Source organism: Vibrio sp. 10N.286.51.E5 (assembly GCF_041469125.1).
GTDB lineage: Bacteria > Pseudomonadota > Gammaproteobacteria > Enterobacterales > Vibrionaceae > Vibrio > Vibrio crassostreae_C.
The window spans coordinates 1-13380 of sequence record NZ_JBFRJZ010000041.1; the positions used below are offsets into that span (position 1 = coordinate 1).

Below are 13380 nucleotides of genomic sequence, written 5' to 3' on the forward strand. Positions count from 1 at the left end.
GGTTCAGATTCAGATGATGACTCAGATGGTCAGGACTCCGGTTCAGCTGGTCAGGGCGCTTCTCAAGGCTCTTCAACCCGTAACCCACTCAGTGATGAAGATTTTCAGCGTTTGGGTGAAGCATTGGCCGATCTTCATGAGCTTATCGATCAAGCGATCAATAAACATGCTTCAGTGAATCCGGCATCCTATGAGGACATTTGTAACTATAACGTCACGCCAGAGCTAAATGGGCGAATGTTATCAATGCCAATCCAAAGCAGTATCAACTCTGGTGCTCGTGCGATTAAACGTATTATCGAATCGCAGATGTGGGCTAAAGAGGCTGTACCCATCATGTACGATGAATCTGGTAGTGATTTTGACTGTGATTTACTTGCGGGTGTAACTGCTGGTAACAGTCGAATTTTCTATACAGAGGATATCGTTGAGACTCATAAATCTTCATTCGTTATTGCGATTGATATTTCTGGCTCAATGGCTGTGCCTGTTACAAATGAGTTTGGAGATCGAACTGGCTACTGTCGATTAGACATTGCCCAGAAAGCCGCCTTATCGGTTGCAGCTGCACTTGAAGAGTTGGATGTACCAGTATCAGTCTTGTATTTCAATACGATGGCTTATGTTGGAAAGTCATTCAATGAACCTTTGATGCAATGCTATCCGCGAATCGGTATTGACTCTAGTGATGGTACTGAAACCAATAAGGCTGTCTTAGCTGCTCGTCAAGAGTTTACAAAGCTCGATTTGGCAAGCAGAAAGCAATTACTTGTTGTTACCGATGGGTGTCCAGCTGATACACATGCTGTCGAAAGTCAGGTAGAGCAATGTAAAGCCGAAGGGATTGATGTTGCGTCAATCAATATTTGCGAATCAAGGTACGGAGGCATTCCAAATTATCAAGTGATACGTGATGCTGATGACCTTCCCGCTGTGTTGGATGACATGATTCAACAGAACTTGTTGTCATCGATTGAAATTAGTTAAACGTAACAGTGACGCTCTTCGGAGCGTCCCTTTTAGGAGGTCAAAATGAGCAATTACAGAAGATCAAAAATCCAAGATGTACATGCGTTAGTGATGCGTCATGGTGGCTGGTCCTCAGTGTTCAAATGTTACGGTGAACTAACTGAGGCGATGCGAAAGTCTTCAAATGGTGTTTCTAAAGCTGTACCAGATCCATTCACTGGCAAAGGCAAAACTGTCTTTCGCTTGTACAAAGATTGGAACGAGTCTGGTGGCGGTTATTACAATGGTAAGGGTCGTATTGGTGATGGTATTGATATGGTCGCTTGGCTTGAAAATTGTAATAAATCGAAGGCGATGGACATTATCTTAGATATTTTGGGGGAGTCTACAGACAACATTTCTCAACGAGAAGTGAAAGCCGTAGCCGCTCAAAAAGAAGAGAAAGCTGTTCTTAGTCCTGCAGATATAAGCAAACGCCTATGGATTTTGCAAAAGGTTGAACATGAGGCATTTGCTGTCACTGAATCTGAAATAGGTATGAACTATCTAATATCTCGCGGATTAGGTGACATTCAAATACCTTGCAACGTTGGGTTTCACTCACAACTTAAAATGTGGGACTCACAAAGCAACGAAGTGTATTTACCAGGCATTGTTTTATACATTCAAAATTTGAAAGGTGAGGCGATTGCTTTTCATCGAATTTTTTTGAATGACGATGGCTCAGATAAATCACCGTTGCTTGATAACCCTAAGATGCAAATGTCACCAATAGAGGATCCTCGCGGTGCATCAATACAGTTTGGTATGCCTTTAATCTGCAAAGATGAAATGGGTAATACACGAATTGTGTTAGGTGTTGGAGAAGGTCCTGAAACCTGTTTGGCTTGCCAGCATGCTGAGAGTATTCCTGTTTGGTCAGGTATCTCTTCTACCTTGATGGAGCTGATCGATATTCCTTTCGAAGTAACCGATTTGGTTATTTTTAAAGACAAAGATCGCCTTACACAAGGAAAAGACATGCCGGAAGGCGACAGAGCTGCCATCTCTTTGAAGGAACGTGTAGAGAAAAATATGAATCACTGCAAAGTGACCATTGCATCTCCACCGAGTCCCATCAAGGAATTGGCAAAATCACAAGATTGGCTTGATGAATGGTGTGATTCTGGATATCAGAATTTCATCGGATACTTAGCCAAAAACAAGCTGACACCGGTTGGTTTTCTCGATAGAGAATTTAACGATGTTGCTTAAATACGCATTAGCCTTCCTTCGGGGAGGCTTTTTGCTTTTAGGTCGCTCAAGGATTGGTCTAAACGCAAAAAGCTCAAGACAATGCACGGTTGCTGTATAACGATATAAATAAAATCACTGAAGGAGAACCTTATGGTCACTGGGTCTTGGTACACGGTTGATGGTAAAAACATTGAAGGGCTGTCCGAGCTAAAGTTCTCTGATATGGCCAATGCACTGAGTGAAGTTGAGGCTGCCTATGAATGCATCGTCCTTGAAGAGTCAGAGCGGTTAGGGTGGAGCTTATTGCAAGTGAAAGCCGTTGTGCCAATTAAGGATGGCACAGTAAAACGAAAATCAACCTTAAGGTTACTACTCAGCCATTAGGTCACTAGAACACAAGTACTTCGTAAACACGGAAAATACCGCCAGTAATTGCCAAAAGTACGATGAAATTCATGTTAACTGTAATTGATTTACCCGAGAAATTTATCACTTTATTAAAGTGATTATTCCTCATCCAGTTAGGATGCTGTTGCAATATCCTCTTGTCTTATGACATGTCCCCATTGACTTTAATACCCAAGTCACAAAAACCTACCCATAGGGAACAGTTCGTACCCTATTACCATAGGTTGCGTTTGTTCCTTTATTCCTTGGAGGAATTACCATGCGCAACTCTATCATTGATGCAGCTTTAGCAAACTATACGTCTTCTATGACCCGCTATATCTGTAACGATAACCCGTTGGACCTACAAATCTCGCAATGCGCTGTTCGTTGGATTAACGCCTCTCTTGAGCTTACTGGCCGTGAACATTTCCGAACTACATCAAATGGATTATTAGATGTGCCATTTCTTTTAGATTCTAAATACCACGATAACTTCGCTACAGATTGCTGGTTTCTGGCTGAGACTTTATTTGTCCCGACTACTGAAACAATCAAGCAATCGCTTAAACCTGGTGACGTCATCAAGATGATTCACATGAACGATATTGACCCAATTGATGCAGGAGAACTTGGTCAAATCAAGCGTATCGACGACATGGGAACATTGCATATGCAATGGGACAACGGTCGTTCTCTTGGTATTTGCATGCCTGCTGGAGATTTATTCGAGGTTTATTATGCGAGTTAACAACACACCCATTCCAACTGATTCTTGTACGGCGCTTGTCGCACTAGAAAGAGCTGGATACAAAGTAAATTCTGAATGCCGAAATGGTTACTGTGGCGCTTGTCGTCTCAAAGCTACTGGCACTCCTACTTACTTAAATGACCCTATTGGATATAAGCAAGACGGTGAAATACTTGTTTGTTGCGTTGATTCGCAATCAGACATTGACATCGAACTACCTTAATTACCCATAACCCCAACAAACTCAACGTCAATCAAAGACATTGAACTTGTATCCCCAATTCCTATGGAGGAAACCCTTATGTCATATGAAATCATCTATGAGAAATTTGCTACGTTCTGTCCTGCAGATGTAGTAAGTCAACAAAAGAAAGATTTCCTACTCAAACATTTCAATATCAATTGTTCAACTATGAGCGATTACGATATCGATGCCGAACTTTTCAGACGGTTCAAGATCATCTCAACGGATAACTTGTACATGCTTCAACTCTTAATTGGTCCGTCCAATTGTGTTGATACAGAGTCAGGAAAGCGCACCCGAGATTGGATGTATTGCGGTGTCGACACTGAGTATTCACTATTCCAAAAATACGGATGTGAATGGTGCCGAAGTGTTGAAAGTGGCGATTTAAAGCCTAATGGTCGATGGGCAACCCCTGAAGGCTGGCTTAAATCATTACGATTGGCATTCAAGCAAGCAGTGAGTTATGAGGCTATGCCTTATTGTCATTCCATGTCTTTTTGGATCGTCAAACCTACAACCTGGGAAGATCAGTACAAACTCAAGCAGTTTGAATCGATTGTATCCAGCTTTGGTGCTGACATCATGGAAAGAAGTTGGTTTGGTACTCGCAAGTTATATTGCTCATTTAGCCCTGAGTCGATGTTTGAAATGTACCTGTTTCAAGAACTATCGATTCGTTTTTTTGGCAAACGTGCATTCAGCACGACTAGCCCGAGTCTAGGTCTAGTCAAGCAAAGAGCTATATAGCTCAACCCCTTACATCTTACCCATTAGCAGGGACTTTCTTCCCTGTGGGAAGTTGTCCCTTCAAAACCTTAATAGTTCTTGGAGGAACTGAATATGATCACTTCAGATATGCTTTTAACTGCAGCAAAACCCTTCGGATTACCAATCGTTGCGATTGATGATATTGAAGCTGATGCGCGTAGCTTGAATCGTACTCGCCGTGATAACCCAACCACCCAATTTCTCTGGGTTGTAAAGCCTTGTGGCAGTGTCTTGTTTCCAATTGGAAAAGGCGTGAATCCACACTTCGTGACATTTTGTTTTGAAGCAAGTCATCAAGCGTTCTTGATAAAAAATGACGATATCTTTCCGATTGAAACCGAAGAAGCCGAACAGCTTTCGTGCAAACTTCCTTTCGATGTGACGGGTATTCGATATCAAGAAACACTGGTACGCAAAGTCACTCAATTACTGAGCCATGCTTGCGTGCATTCTTCTGCTCTTGCGGAATGTAGCTTAGATGAAAACTCTAGCTGGAAGTCATGGCAACGTTGGTTCGAAGATCTAAATCATCCAGTCATGGCTGCGTTTATGTCTCTTTGTATTCAGCGTTCGATTGAACTGACGGAGGCAAACTGATGAATCGCAAAACTTTAGATATTCAACGTCCATGTCGTCGAATACACGATGGTCACAGCTTTATGATTGCTCAACGTGTTCTGCGTTTGCCTGATGAAGACTCTGGCCTGTCTCATTCAATTGTTCGATTCGAAAACAGTCGTGTTGGTTTTGGAAGCTTAAAGCTAAAAAGACGAACGGCAATTCGAATCACCAACAAAGAGAATGGTCAATGGATAATCCGATATTGCATGGGGAATGGCGGCAAGATTAAAGGGCTGAACAAGGAATATATTGCTATCGATTACGATGGTGTAAATGAACTTGGTGTGACCTTTAATAAAGACGTTCGTTTGTCTGTGAATACAGCTGACTGGTGGGACATTACAAGATGGTTTTGGACGTTCCCAGATCTCAATGTAAAGCTTTCCTTTCGTTTAGGTTTGATTGGATTTCTTTTAGGGATAATCAGTTTAGCTGACTTAATTGCGAAGCTATTTATAGCTTAACCCCCTGTGGGTCCGATACCCATTAGGGCGGTCCCCTCATTTCAAGAGGTATACCATGAATGAACTAACACCTACATCGCAAGATGTTGAAGCCCCTCGATCCGTTTTGGAGTTTCTAGACAACTTAACAGCATCGAAATACTTCTATCTTGAGGCCGCTGGCGCGTACCTTAGTGAAGTTATTGATTCTGAATTGCTCGATGATAAAGCCAAGTTGCTCGAATTCATTGAAGACAATAAGTGTGAAGCCTTTGAAGACATCAGCGCAGAGTTGGTTGAAAAGATGATTTCTGACCGTGCAGATACATTGCACAGTTCAGCGTTATACATCTTGAAATCATTTCTCGGCACTGTGCCTAAAACTGAGGTTGAAGCTCTTCAAGATGGCGCTGTTGCTGATATTTGGTATGACGCTTCGGACCACGGAGACACTAGCGCCGCAGCAGTCATCAAAAATACGCAAGATGCCATGAGCATTATTGCTGACTTCTTAACGAAGTAACCAATCTTAAAGGAATCTTCCTTTTACTCCCTTTGGGGCATACGTCCCGTAGGGGAGTTGTGTGCCTCATAGGTTAACCACCTTATGCAGAGGAACACATTATGGGCTTTTTTTCTTTCAAAACCGCTGACACAAAACAGTCAATCTTTAATACGTGTACTGAGAAGTGTCGTCCAGTGTACATGCTCCAACCAAACAACGAAGACCCAATATATGAACCGGCTTATGAAGGTTATGGTGTTTTCGGAGGTGTTGATGCTTATACATGGTTAGCGAAACATAATTTGCCAACGACAGTCACGAACTCATACGACGACGATGAGCTCCGAACTCTGGGGATAAAATTGGCCTTTGGCTTAGACTCTTTTGAATACGATAACCATCTATTCATTAAAGAGAATGAGTTGGATGTGCTAAGACAGGTGAACCCTGCACTGCTTGAACGCGAGTTTACCCAATTCCAAGCTTTTTCCGATTTCATTATCGTGAACGGCGAGGAAATTAGACCAAACGATCTCCCATCGCATTTGAGAACTGACCTGCAATTAGCACCAGTTAAATACCCATTAAAATTCAGTTTCAGAAAAGGTAAGCAATACAGTGATTACCCTGCTTCTGAGAGCTGTCCATATCAAGGTTACTTCATTTAACCCCAAACCTTGATACAACCCACCACTACCCGTGAGGGATCTTCCCTCATAGGGATAGATCCCTCAAAATTGGAGGAATCTATCGTGGAATCAACCTATTTAGATGATACCGACCATATCTTAATTAAAGCGTTATCCAAAGAAGATATGCCGATAAATGAAATTGCCAAAAAGTTTGAAGTACCAATTGCCAATATCGCGATGTCACTAGACACCTGCCATTTTGCAATTACTGACAACATTTTGCGTAAAAACTCTCAGCTAGGAAAAATGAAATTGACTGCCATTGGTATTGAAAAACGATGTACCTTATGCAATCACTTTTTTCCGCTCACTAAAGAATTTTGGCACGTCAAGCGCACCACTAAACATGGCCAGCGTGAGATGGGAACCTGCAAAAGTTGTGAAGCTGAAAAAAAGCGTCGTCAAGAACTCGATGGCCGCTTAAAAGACTTAGGAGGTAAAATGTGTTTCTCGACACGTTACCTGAATAAGTAGCTGCATACCTTGTAGTTAAGATGAAAAGTCACCCGATCGGGTGGCTTTTCATCCACCATTTCCATCCGCTTTGACACATCCAGCCATATCTCTTCACCCTAAATTTCAATTTCTTTGAAATACTTCCTAAATCCGCATTCGTATGTTGCATAACCGTTTTAACCGACTATCAAGAACTTAAATGGGTTAGCGCACATGAATAAACAGGACACGATCAACCAAGCACTGAATATCATCACCAATTGGAACCTTGACGACAGCCATTCCAAATCCTTCTCTGATTTTGTCTTCTATTGGGCCTTTGCGCATACTAATCAGCACAAAGTGACTACAAGGTTAGATTCTAAAGAATCAGTACAAGATGGGGTGGTAGAGCTTGCACAGTTGTTAAGCAATGCAATGCTTAATGGGTACAGTGATCCAATCGGGGACATTCTGATTGAGTTAGGTGTGAATACAAAGACGAAACGAATGAACAATCATCAAGATGACGATTTTTTAGAGCAAATGATGGGGCTCAATGATAACGAGGTCTATGAACCATTTTGCGGTACTGGTGCGTTAACTATGGAGCTCATGCAGGCATATTGTGAAAAGCATACAGAACGTAGCAATCCTCTCGATCATTACACTTATTATCTCGAAGAGGTTAAGCCTCTCAACTGTGCAGCCGCAGTGATTCAAATCTTTCATAAGCTCGAATACCTATCTACCAAATTTGGTTCTGCCATCATTCCAGGCAACCTCAAAATCATCAATATCGATCCGATAACACGACAAGAGGGGACCCAACACTACATCGCCAGTAAGATGTCGGATGCTGAACAAATTGAACACAACCTGAACTCGCTGCCTAACACTCAACCGACGATACACTAGGGGGCATTTATGATAGTAAGTTTGAGTGCAGTTAAAGCATTCACCTTTCATGCTTGATTTTCCCGTTCAAGTGGCGTGAGCGAGTTTGCCATTTTGGTTTAGCAGTGTTCTGAGAAGGCTTTGCCCCTTAATGAGATACAGTCCAAAGTTGAAACAGTAATGTTGAGGTCACTTTGATATTCAAAAGTATTGAGCAGCTAAAGAAAAGGGCAAAGCCAACTTATTCACACCTTTCAGTGAGCATAAGTTTTGTTTTAAGAAACGCAAGTTTGATGTCATCAGTTTTGGTGAACTTGAACTTACCATCAGTAGAAGCGTCGAACCTTTCAAAATAGTATTCGAGTAGCGGATCATACCTACCACTGTGAACCCAAGTGTAGAACTTTCCGAGTTCGTATCGTAATTCTTTATTAAGGTCAGATCTTAATCTCAGTACACTAATGGTTGCTAGGTCAACGATGTTCATTTCTTGTAGATTCGTCTTAATCTCTTCAATCAGAGGTAGGAGGGATTCTTTATACTTATCAGCTAATGGTACAAGGTCAGCGTCAGTTACTTCCGCTTCAAAAATCATAATGAGGTCATCAATCTCTCCATTATAGTATTCGTTATCTAATCTTTTTTCTGACTCAGTGCGAAGAACATAGAGTTGTTCTAAAGGATCAGGTTTAGTCTCAATTTTTTCTTTTGAAAGTTTTTGTTGGTACTCAACAAACAGCGTTTCAATCCTATCAGCGATAACATCTAGGTACTCATATCGTATCTTGAGAAATTCGAACAGCTCATTGATATTCAGGTTTAACGTTAAGTCCTCTTTGCCCACATCTCGACTGTACAAATGAACACTCAGGTCGCCAGTGTTGAAACTGCTTGTAAATGGCCAACTTGCGAATCGCTTTGAATTCTCTTGATTAAGATTTACTGGGTGAGCACCGAAACACGCCCTGATAGTTTTAAAGTAATTATTGTCATCTTCATTAGGGAAGAGGCGAGCTTTGAAGCATTTCTTTTCACCATGAAACGGATCTTTATTGTCATTCATAAACACTCGATGGAGTTGTTTGATTGACTCGAAAATGAGGTCTATTGAAGAGATAAGAGAGTAGACCTGCATACATCTACTATCTATATTCTTGTCAAACTCAGGTGCATTTTCTAAGTGCCTAACAGAAACAGTGATCCAATCCATAGCAGAGCAAACGAGGTTAAAAAGGTTCTTACCGCCTTTATCTTTGTAGATTTGATACACAAAGCTAGAGTTTGAGTTCACTAACTCCCTAAAATCCGTGATTTTATCATCACTAACAACGCTTCTCATTCACCAGCTCCTTTTCTAACTAACTGAAAATATTATAAAGAATGGCAATTATGATAGTGATAGTTCTTGAGCTCTTCAAATATATTATCTTTCGACACACATCATAGATTGATATTGGTTGAGTTTTATATTTGATGACCGCAACATAGACGAAATTCAATCGCGAAAAATTCCCAATATAAGGAATTAGCTAATGATTGATAAGGAGATTAAGTGCAAGTATCAGAACTAAAAACAGTGGCCACCCTGGTCCGGAAAGTGATTAAGAAGGTCGTTTCAGAGTCAACCTATGTTGATGTTGAGCTTCAAAGGTTTCCTTCAGGTTCGTGTGAGGTATCTAGTGTAATTTTGGGACTCTATTTGAGAGAAAAATATGCTGTTAACGTTGTACAGTCAGTCGGCAAACGTCCATCTCCTGAATGCGAGTACAGTGAAAATAACCATGTTTGGTTAACGGTGAATGAAACTATTGTTGTCGACATCACTGCTAATCAGTTTGACGATTGTTTGGAGAAAGTATTTGTTGGTCGCGATAGCGCTTTTCATGACACATTCGAAGTTTATGATACAAGACCGGTAGATTTTAGTTACTTACTGAGACGCGGTTCAGAGGGATATGGACATATATATAAGGAAGTAGTTACTCGAATGGCAAACTAGTTTACCTAGTCGCCAGCTTATTCGATTGGTTGAGTTTAGTTAACAAGGTGACTTTTAAGTGCTTTATATTTTTCGATGGAGGGGGTACTCATAGATAAATTTGATGTTGAGCTACTTGGTTGGGACGGTAGTCTGGAAAGTTGTTTAGACATGTTTTCAGGGCTTTATGGATATCACATTGACCCTAGTACCCACAAAAAACCTAATGAATGTATTAAGTATGAAGAATTCCTTAAAAGTTCAAATGTTTTGAATCAATGGCAAGAGAGTATGGCCAGTAACGGTGATACCCCGATATTTAAACTATTTCAGAGAAACTATAGAGGTTTCAATGTCGATGATTTCATTAATTTAGATATGGAAATACAGGAGAAAGGTCTTTCATTAGCCAAAGGTCAGATTTTGTTTCGCGGTGTCTGTTCTGAAAATGAAAATGATGACTGGACCAAACCTGTGTCTACAACTTTGTCTCCTTACATCGCGATTTACCACGCATTGAAAAATGGTTATACGAAGCCCATAAAAATATGTGTAATCGAGGTTCCAGTTGATACAAATGTAAAGGCTATTATAGGTCCATTTGGTGACAATGTTGAATTTGGGCAAGAGTATGAAGTTTTAGTCAATTTTAAGCACCGCCCGAAAGTTCATGAAGAGATAACTAGAGGCAATGTGACGTTCCAGTCATTACGTTGATTGAGTCTATGCATTGATCTTTATGGTCAGTATTGGATTCTGGTAGTACCTAGACACACGCTTTGGGACGTAGAAAAGTTTCAAACTTATTGTCCAGCGATAATAGTCATCAATCTTCATGAGAACTATATCGATTTGAATAGGTAATGATTGAAACCCACGGTCACGATGTACGTGTGCGCTATCTGCAATGGTTAGAAAGCACGCGTACTCAAAACAAGCAAAATAAGCTGACTAATTGGAAACAGTCACTGATTACTTTGCCATAGTACAAGGGCAAACTGAGTAACACACTGTCCAATGGGCAGCGAGGAAATTCCTCTAACTCACCTGGTTATTACGCCATCTGAAATGTAATCAGTCTTTTGACTGCCCCTAATAACTCTCTCTGAGTTACCAACGTTCCCATACAAATCTTGTTTACACACCAAATAGTCCCATGAATAACTGGAGTCCAGATATGAATGTACTTAACTTCCTTGGTTTTGATTGCTGCATTGCTAAACGTCATTACGCTAACGGTGTAATTGCGCTTGAGCTGATTGCTGCTGAAACCGATGACAACATTAACAACGACACCTTTCCCGGTGAACGAATTTGTGTTGCAACAACCTGTGTTAGTAATGCCAACCTACTGACAAATGAAACCTGCATCAAAAACTACAGTGAAAACACTGGAATTGAAGATGTTCTTGTCGAGGCTGGAATTATTAAATTAACTGGAAAATCATGCAGAACTGGCTACGTCAGTGTGCCAATTGTCGAAGTTTTGATTTAGTGATTTTCTCTCATTGTTGACCATTGAATAAATGGAGATACCACATGACTACTTTCGAACAACTGTCAGCTTTAGTAGACATCGAGATCAGTCTTATTAAATCTGTCAGACGCATTAAATTGCTCAATAGACCACCATCAAATTTACTCACTGATACCTATCAATCATTCAATGATTTGAAAGCTAAAAGTGCCCAAATAGATAGTTACGCAGGCGACTGCATCATTGCTCGTATAGACCATCTTTTTCAAGATGACGTTATACAACCCCTTCTCAAGAAGTAACCCATCGCTCGGAGTTTGTAACCCAACAAACACCAACGGATAGATCCCATCTAAACCCCAATAAACCTAACCCAACACGGGACATATTAGCTAACCCGTGTGGTGGCCTAGTACGTCTCGAATTCCAGTTCTTGGAGGAGCTAACTCATGCCACGAAATATCCCAATAAGTAAGTTTGCTGACTTTATCTTGTTCTACAAGATAAACGGCAAGGTGAAGAAGAAAATGTTTGAAGATACAGAAGCAGGAAATGTGTATCGCTACGCTAGGTCATTCCCGCAAGGAATCGCTTGGAAAATTAGACAACTACCCTCACAGCAACAGGTGTGATTATGAATATTGAAATGACAGAAAAAGCCATGGCAGAACCGGTCGCAATGCATCTAGAAGGTGCTGATGTAGCCGTCGTTGTGGAATATTTTTTAGGTCGCCTAGTTAACGAGATCCCCGAAGAGAATCTTGAGGTGGTCCTTAAATCATGCAGTTCAGAAATCGATATTCATTCTAAAAAATGACATCTGCACTTACTAAACCCCATGTGCTTACGCACGAAATATACCGAGGAATTACTATGTCTTTCACAACAAAACCAGCAAATTTGAATTGTAACCTAATGAGCAAATTTGCACTCACTTGCATCATTGGCTTGTCATCTTCCACTGTAATTGCAGATTGTCAATTTGGTGCAGAGACGATCCCTGTTGGTGAACAACTTACGATTCGTGATGAATTCTTAGTCGAGGAAAGTTACCAGCATTACCTCAACCAAGGTTACACGACTCAACAGAGCAAAGAGTTCGCAATGTCCAGTGATTGGACCGTTGTTGCACTTGAATGCACTCGTCAATTCGTACCTAACCCTAATTTCACTCCTGAAACAGCTGAACATGCCGGTTCCCAATTTATTTACGTTGGCGACGTGCTGGTGGCTGGTCAGTTTCAACGTACTTTTTTACCTGTCGTGATGGGTTTGGAAGTAAAGAAAGAGGAGCGTTCTCATGTTCAATAAAGTGATAGATGCTGAGTGGGTTATGATTAATAACTCTCTTACCCCATGTAAGTTTAGTACTGCCTTTCATGAGTACTTGTGCTTACGACGTCACGATAATCATTTTGATTACGATACGAGCAAACACGGGTTACTTACACCGACCAGAAACTACTCAATTGAGTTCTTAATGGCTGCGTCTCATTCATTTGTCGAATTTGGGGATACGTTAATCATTCCACTGCGTGCTTCGAATGAAAACATACAAGAAACGATGTCAATTAAGTTTGTCCCATTCCTGACTGATGAATTGGCCAAGCCCCTATGGTCTAAGTATGCGAAACATCAATCCATAAGGACTATCGGAAGATTTGCTGAATCAATGCAGTCTAACAAAAGCTATGTTTGGTCATGGATGAAACTTCAAGCTTCGGAATCTGTAGCGAATGAAACAGCCCCAACTCAAACAAATAGCTTAGAAGATGATCTAAAGGCGCTCTTATTTGAGTTCCGAGAAGATGAACAAAACAAAAAACTTCGTCGAAATACCAGTTTGGCTATCGACAAAGGTTATTTTGAAGGGTGCGAATGTACTTTGGCTTACGTGCAGTCCAACCTCATCAGGTTGTTACGTAGTCATGGTATTCGAGTACCAGAACAATTTTAACTAAAACAAAAATTGCT

The 13380-nt window shown here is 40.9% G+C and carries 22 protein-coding genes; 21 read left to right on the plus strand and 1 reads right to left on the minus strand.

Going from position 1 to position 13380, the window contains the following annotated elements; genetic code table 11:
• From AB4161_RS14695 to AB4161_RS14750, 12 genes are all read left to right on the plus strand, one after another.
• Window positions 1-987: hypothetical protein (locus AB4161_RS14695; RefSeq protein WP_372050586.1), on the plus strand; the 987-nt coding region annotated here is incomplete at its 5' end.
• A gap of 45 nt (window positions 988-1032) precedes the next feature.
• On the plus strand, window positions 1033-2223 hold the full coding sequence (locus AB4161_RS14700; RefSeq protein ID WP_102424207.1) for a toprim domain-containing protein: 1191 nt from the start codon (window positions 1033-1035) through the stop codon (window positions 2221-2223).
• Window positions 2224-2355: 132 nt separating this feature from the next.
• Window positions 2356-2589, plus strand: a complete 234-nt coding sequence (locus AB4161_RS14705; RefSeq protein WP_136987181.1) for a hypothetical protein — start codon at window positions 2356-2358, stop codon at window positions 2587-2589.
• Window positions 2590-2872: 283 nt separating this feature from the next.
• Window positions 2873-3343, plus strand: a complete 471-nt coding sequence (locus AB4161_RS14710) for a DUF4314 domain-containing protein (protein ID WP_372050587.1) — start codon at window positions 2873-2875, stop codon at window positions 3341-3343.
• Window positions 3333-3566, plus strand: a complete 234-nt coding sequence (locus AB4161_RS14715) for a 2Fe-2S iron-sulfur cluster-binding protein (protein ID WP_081231380.1) — start codon at window positions 3333-3335, stop codon at window positions 3564-3566. Before AB4161_RS14710 ends, AB4161_RS14715 begins: the two co-directional genes overlap by 11 nt.
• Window positions 3567-3644: 78 nt before the next feature.
• Window positions 3645-4337: a hypothetical protein gene (locus AB4161_RS14720; protein WP_136987179.1), complete on the plus strand. Its 693-nt coding sequence runs from the start codon at window positions 3645-3647 to the stop codon at window positions 4335-4337.
• Between the two features lie 93 nt (window positions 4338-4430).
• Window positions 4431-4955, plus strand: coding sequence for a hypothetical protein (locus tag AB4161_RS14725; RefSeq protein WP_081231382.1), 525 nt, complete (start codon window positions 4431-4433; stop codon window positions 4953-4955).
• The gene (locus AB4161_RS14730) at window positions 4955-5443 is read left to right on the plus strand and encodes a hypothetical protein (protein WP_081231383.1); all 489 of its coding nucleotides are present in this window, start codon (window positions 4955-4957) and stop codon (window positions 5441-5443) included. The genes AB4161_RS14725 and AB4161_RS14730 overlap by 1 nt, the downstream gene beginning before the upstream one ends.
• A 55-nt stretch (window positions 5444-5498) precedes the next feature.
• Complete coding sequence (locus AB4161_RS14735) at window positions 5499-5945, plus strand: hypothetical protein (protein WP_372050588.1); 447 nt, start codon at window positions 5499-5501, stop codon at window positions 5943-5945.
• A 101-nt stretch (window positions 5946-6046) separates the two neighbouring features.
• Complete coding sequence (locus AB4161_RS14740) at window positions 6047-6595, plus strand: hypothetical protein (protein ID WP_154724110.1); 549 nt, start codon at window positions 6047-6049, stop codon at window positions 6593-6595.
• Between the two features lie 84 nt (window positions 6596-6679).
• Window positions 6680-7093: a hypothetical protein gene (locus tag AB4161_RS14745; RefSeq protein WP_081231386.1), complete on the plus strand. Its 414-nt coding sequence runs from the start codon at window positions 6680-6682 to the stop codon at window positions 7091-7093.
• Window positions 7094-7288: 195 nt separating this feature from the next.
• A complete protein-coding gene (locus tag AB4161_RS14750; protein ID WP_372050589.1) occupies window positions 7289-7972 on the plus strand; it encodes a hypothetical protein in 684 nt (227 codons plus the stop codon).
• 220 nt (window positions 7973-8192) lie between these two features.
• Here AB4161_RS14750 and AB4161_RS14755 read toward each other — a convergent pair whose 3' ends face one another.
• Window positions 8193-9290 (minus strand): hypothetical protein, encoded by a 1098-nt coding sequence (locus AB4161_RS14755; protein ID WP_372083536.1) that lies wholly within the window; start codon window positions 9288-9290, stop codon window positions 8193-8195.
• A 213-nt stretch (window positions 9291-9503) separates the two neighbouring features.
• On the opposite strand from AB4161_RS14755, the gene AB4161_RS14760 reads away from it, so the two are divergent.
• The 9 genes from AB4161_RS14760 to AB4161_RS14800 all read left to right on the plus strand — a co-directional run bounded on the left by AB4161_RS14760 (window position 9504) and on the right by AB4161_RS14800 (window position 13363).
• Window positions 9504-9950, plus strand: coding sequence for a hypothetical protein (locus AB4161_RS14760; RefSeq protein WP_372083537.1), 447 nt, complete (start codon window positions 9504-9506; stop codon window positions 9948-9950).
• 150 nt (window positions 9951-10100) lie between these two features.
• Entirely contained in the window at window positions 10101-10646 is a 546-nt protein-coding gene (locus AB4161_RS14765; RefSeq protein WP_372050591.1) for a hypothetical protein, read from the plus strand.
• Window positions 10647-10792: 146 nt separating this feature from the next.
• Window positions 10793-10915 (plus strand): hypothetical protein, encoded by a 123-nt coding sequence (locus AB4161_RS14770; protein WP_268811469.1) that lies wholly within the window; start codon window positions 10793-10795, stop codon window positions 10913-10915.
• A 191-nt stretch (window positions 10916-11106) separates the two neighbouring features.
• Entirely contained in the window at window positions 11107-11424 is a 318-nt protein-coding gene (locus AB4161_RS14775) for a hypothetical protein (RefSeq protein ID WP_231904591.1), read from the plus strand.
• Between the two features lie 44 nt (window positions 11425-11468).
• Window positions 11469-11708: a hypothetical protein gene (locus tag AB4161_RS14780; RefSeq protein ID WP_136987172.1), complete on the plus strand. Its 240-nt coding sequence runs from the start codon at window positions 11469-11471 to the stop codon at window positions 11706-11708.
• A gap of 147 nt (window positions 11709-11855) precedes the next feature.
• Window positions 11856-12038: a hypothetical protein gene (locus AB4161_RS14785; protein ID WP_136987171.1), complete on the plus strand. Its 183-nt coding sequence runs from the start codon at window positions 11856-11858 to the stop codon at window positions 12036-12038.
• A gap of 2 nt (window positions 12039-12040) precedes the next feature.
• Complete coding sequence (locus AB4161_RS14790; RefSeq protein ID WP_102423482.1) at window positions 12041-12223, plus strand: hypothetical protein; 183 nt, start codon at window positions 12041-12043, stop codon at window positions 12221-12223.
• Window positions 12224-12279: 56 nt separating this feature from the next.
• Window positions 12280-12717, plus strand: coding sequence for a hypothetical protein (locus tag AB4161_RS14795; RefSeq protein ID WP_102305814.1), 438 nt, complete (start codon window positions 12280-12282; stop codon window positions 12715-12717).
• Window positions 12707-13363 (plus strand): hypothetical protein, encoded by a 657-nt coding sequence (locus AB4161_RS14800; RefSeq protein ID WP_372083538.1) that lies wholly within the window; start codon window positions 12707-12709, stop codon window positions 13361-13363. Before AB4161_RS14795 ends, AB4161_RS14800 begins: the two co-directional genes overlap by 11 nt.
• Window positions 13364-13380 lie beyond the last annotated feature (17 nt).

Excerpts from the sequence above, each read along its gene's own strand:
- AB4161_RS14700 (WP_102424207.1), top strand. The coding sequence starts at position 1,033 with ATGAGCAATTACAGAAGATCAAAAATCCAAGATGTACATGCGTTAGTG.
- AB4161_RS14705 (WP_136987181.1), top strand. The coding sequence starts at position 2,356 with ATGGTCACTGGGTCTTGGTACACGGTTGATGGTAAAAACATTGAAGGG.
- AB4161_RS14710 (WP_372050587.1), top strand. The coding sequence starts at position 2,873 with ATGCGCAACTCTATCATTGATGCAGCTTTAGCAAACTATACGTCTTCT.
- AB4161_RS14715 (WP_081231380.1), top strand. The coding sequence starts at position 3,333 with ATGCGAGTTAACAACACACCCATTCCAACTGATTCTTGTACGGCGCTT.
- AB4161_RS14720 (WP_136987179.1), top strand. The coding sequence starts at position 3,645 with ATGTCATATGAAATCATCTATGAGAAATTTGCTACGTTCTGTCCTGCA.
- AB4161_RS14725 (WP_081231382.1), top strand. The coding sequence starts at position 4,431 with ATGATCACTTCAGATATGCTTTTAACTGCAGCAAAACCCTTCGGATTA.
- AB4161_RS14730 (WP_081231383.1), top strand. The coding sequence starts at position 4,955 with ATGAATCGCAAAACTTTAGATATTCAACGTCCATGTCGTCGAATACAC.
- AB4161_RS14735 (WP_372050588.1), top strand. The coding sequence starts at position 5,499 with ATGAATGAACTAACACCTACATCGCAAGATGTTGAAGCCCCTCGATCC.
- AB4161_RS14740 (WP_154724110.1), top strand. The coding sequence starts at position 6,047 with ATGGGCTTTTTTTCTTTCAAAACCGCTGACACAAAACAGTCAATCTTT.
- AB4161_RS14750 (WP_372050589.1), top strand. The coding sequence starts at position 7,289 with ATGAATAAACAGGACACGATCAACCAAGCACTGAATATCATCACCAAT.
- AB4161_RS14755 (WP_372083536.1), bottom strand. The coding sequence starts at position 9,290 with ATGAGAAGCGTTGTTAGTGATGATAAAATCACGGATTTTAGGGAGTTA.
- AB4161_RS14765 (WP_372050591.1), top strand. The coding sequence starts at position 10,101 with ATGTTTTCAGGGCTTTATGGATATCACATTGACCCTAGTACCCACAAA.
- AB4161_RS14770 (WP_268811469.1), top strand. The coding sequence starts at position 10,793 with ATGATTGAAACCCACGGTCACGATGTACGTGTGCGCTATCTGCAATGG.
- AB4161_RS14775 (WP_231904591.1), top strand. The coding sequence starts at position 11,107 with ATGAATGTACTTAACTTCCTTGGTTTTGATTGCTGCATTGCTAAACGT.
- AB4161_RS14780 (WP_136987172.1), top strand. The coding sequence starts at position 11,469 with ATGACTACTTTCGAACAACTGTCAGCTTTAGTAGACATCGAGATCAGT.
- AB4161_RS14785 (WP_136987171.1), top strand. The coding sequence starts at position 11,856 with ATGCCACGAAATATCCCAATAAGTAAGTTTGCTGACTTTATCTTGTTC.
- AB4161_RS14790 (WP_102423482.1), top strand. The coding sequence starts at position 12,041 with ATGAATATTGAAATGACAGAAAAAGCCATGGCAGAACCGGTCGCAATG.
- AB4161_RS14795 (WP_102305814.1), top strand. The coding sequence starts at position 12,280 with ATGTCTTTCACAACAAAACCAGCAAATTTGAATTGTAACCTAATGAGC.
- AB4161_RS14800 (WP_372083538.1), top strand. The coding sequence starts at position 12,707 with ATGTTCAATAAAGTGATAGATGCTGAGTGGGTTATGATTAATAACTCT.